We start from the raw sequence: 2,402 nt of genomic DNA on the forward strand, positions 1-2,402 counted from the left end.
CCCGGGCCCCCGGGGCGTGGCCCCCGCCAAAACCCCCCCGCGGGGCGGGCCCCGGTTGGGGGGGGGGGGCCCCGTGGCGTTGCCCGTGGGGCCTGGAAAGGATTCGGGCGGCCTAGATGGGATTCGGCGGGACGCGCAGCGCCTGGTCGACCTCCCTGGCGTCCTTGCGGACGCCCAGCGCCGTGACGATCTCGGTCACGCCGAGCACGATCAGCCAGATGCCCGCCAGCAGCGTCAGCGTGGCCAGCGAGCTGACCGGCCACACCACCAGCACGACGCCGCCGAGGATGGTCAGCACGGCGAAGAAGCCCTGCCAGCCGCGGCCGGGGAGCCCGGGCTCGGAGACCACGGCGACCAGCAGCGCCACGCCGCGGAAGAGCCAGCCGATGCCGATCCAGAGCCCGAGCAGCAGGATCGAGGCCAGTTCGTCGCGGAAACAGAACAGCCCGATGACGATCGACAAGGCGCCGCTGAGGAAGTACAGCACCCGCATGCCCGCGGTCTTGGTGGCGCCGAAGGCCGAGACCAGCTGCAGCACCCCGGAGACCACCAGGTAGATGCCGAAGAGCACACCCGCGACCAGCATGGTCTTGCCTGGCCAGATGAGCACCACGATGCCGAGAACTATCGAGATCACACCGGTCACGAGGATGGCCTGCCACGCCGATCTGGCAAGCGTCTGGACCGGACCGTCCATCACGCTTTCGGTTGTCATGGGCCGATGCTATGCCCGCGATCTCGAATTCCTTCGCATCTTTCCCGGCTCGTCAGGCTGCCTCTTCCCGGCTCGTCAGGCCGACTCTTCCCGGCTCGTCAGCCGGCGATGTCGACCAGCCACGGCACGCCGAAGCGGTCGAGGCACATGCCGAACTCGTCGCCCCACATCTGTTTCTCCAGCGGGACCATCACGGTGCCCTCGGCGCTCAGCTTCTCCCACCAGCCGCGCAGCTCGTCGGCGTCCTCGCCGCTGAGGCTGACGGTGATCCGGCTGCCCTCCTGGTATTCCATGCCGGGCGGAGTGTCGGAGGCCATGAGCGTGAAGCCGCCCGGGGTCTCGAGCTGACCGTGCATCACCAGCGAGCCCAGGTCACCGGGGGCGTCGCCCATCTCGCCGAAGGTGTGGATGCGCAGCTCGCCGCCGAGGACGTCGCGGTAGAACTCCAGCGCCTGCCTGGCCTCGGTGCGGAAGCTGATGTACGGGTTGAGCCTGCTCGCCATGAGAACGCTCCTCGCTGTCGTGGGAGTTACGGTCGTGGGAGTTACGGTCGTGGGAGTCACGGTCGTGGGAGTCACCGTCGTGGGAGTTCGTCGCTTCGGGGAGTTGCCTGCGACCGGGGAGTGCGCCCGACCGGGAGAAACCACCGGCCCGCAGATCGACAGGCCGGGAAGAACCACGGGCCGACCGGCCCGCCTCGACCATACTGCGCGCCCGGGCCGGTGGGATCGATTACGCCACACCGGGGCAACGTTTATCGCCCTTACCCCAGGGGAAGTCATCGTTAAGTGACTTTCGCCGAACGCGGCTCCGACACGCGGACGGAAACGACACGGGAAACGACAACAAGCCGGGCACCACAACCGAAGCCTGCTAGGAGAGACGACGGTGGCGGAACTACTCGTGCTACAGACACGCGGGCTGGGCGACCTGCTCACCGCGGTCCCGGCGCTGCGCGCGCTGCGCAGAGCCGAGCCGAGTCACCGCATCGTGCTGGCCGCGCCGCAACGGCTCAAGCCGATCGTGGATCTGATCTCCTCGGTCGACGCGCTGCTGCCGACCTCCTCCCCCGACGCGCTGCGCTGGCACGCCCCCGCGCCGGCGCTGGCGGTGAACCTGCACGGACCGGGCCCGGAGAGCATCGCCGCCCTCACCAGGACCGGCGCCACCCGCGTGCTCACCTACCGGCACCATGCCTTCCCGGAGATCGACGGCCCGCGGTGGCAGCCCGAGGAGCACTACACCGAACGCTGGTGCCGGCTGCTCGAGACCGCGGGCATCGTCGCCGACCGCCGCAACCTCGGCCTGGTGCCGCCGGTCGCCACGACCGACCACCGCGACTGCGTGGTGGTCCATGTGGGGGCAGGCGCTCCGGCGCGGCGCTGGCCGCCGGAACGGTTCGCCGCCGTGGTGCGGCATCTGCTCGTGCTCGGCCGCGACGTCGTGCTCACCGGCGACGAGTTCGAACGCGAGATCGCGCTGACCGTGGCCGCCCGCGCGGGGTTGGCCAAAGAGCGCGTGCTCGCCGGTGCGCAGAACCTCATCGAGCTGGCCGCGACCGTGGCCGAGGCCGCGCTGGTGATCAGCGGCGACACCGGGGTCGCGCATCTGGCGACCGCCTTCGGCACCCGCACGGTGCTGCTGTTCGGCCCGACCCCGCCGAGGGTCGCCGGGCCGCCGCCGCACC

The 2,402-nt window shown here is 70.6% G+C and carries 3 protein-coding genes; 1 reads left to right on the plus strand and 2 read right to left on the minus strand.

Annotated features, from left to right (window positions below; all coding sequences use genetic code 11):
• Positions 1-112 precede the first annotated feature (112 nt).
• Both QH283_RS07410 and QH283_RS07415 read right to left on the minus strand, forming a co-directional pair.
• Positions 113-715 (minus strand): HdeD family acid-resistance protein, encoded by a 603-nt coding sequence (locus QH283_RS07410; RefSeq protein WP_280502273.1) that lies wholly within the window; start codon positions 713-715, stop codon positions 113-115.
• A gap of 98 nt (positions 716-813) precedes the next feature.
• Positions 814-1,218: a VOC family protein gene (locus QH283_RS07415; RefSeq protein WP_280502274.1), complete on the minus strand. Its 405-nt coding sequence runs from the start codon at positions 1,216-1,218 to the stop codon at positions 814-816.
• Between the two features lie 385 nt (positions 1,219-1,603).
• On the opposite strand from QH283_RS07415, the gene QH283_RS07420 reads away from it, so the two are divergent.
• A partial coding sequence (locus tag QH283_RS07420; RefSeq protein ID WP_280502275.1) for a glycosyltransferase family 9 protein occupies positions 1,604-2,402 on the plus strand: 799 nt, incomplete at its 3' end.

The sequence above is a fragment of the Nocardia farcinica genome (assembly GCF_029867845.1).
GTDB classification, from domain to species: Bacteria; Actinomycetota; Actinomycetes; order Mycobacteriales; family Mycobacteriaceae; genus Nocardia; species Nocardia farcinica_A.

Coding starts and splice junctions, on each gene's coding strand:
- QH283_RS07410 (WP_280502273.1), bottom strand. CDS start 715: ATGACAACCGAAAGCGTGATGGACGGTCCGGTCCAGACGCTTGCCAGA.
- QH283_RS07415 (WP_280502274.1), bottom strand. CDS start 1,218: ATGGCGAGCAGGCTCAACCCGTACATCAGCTTCCGCACCGAGGCCAGG.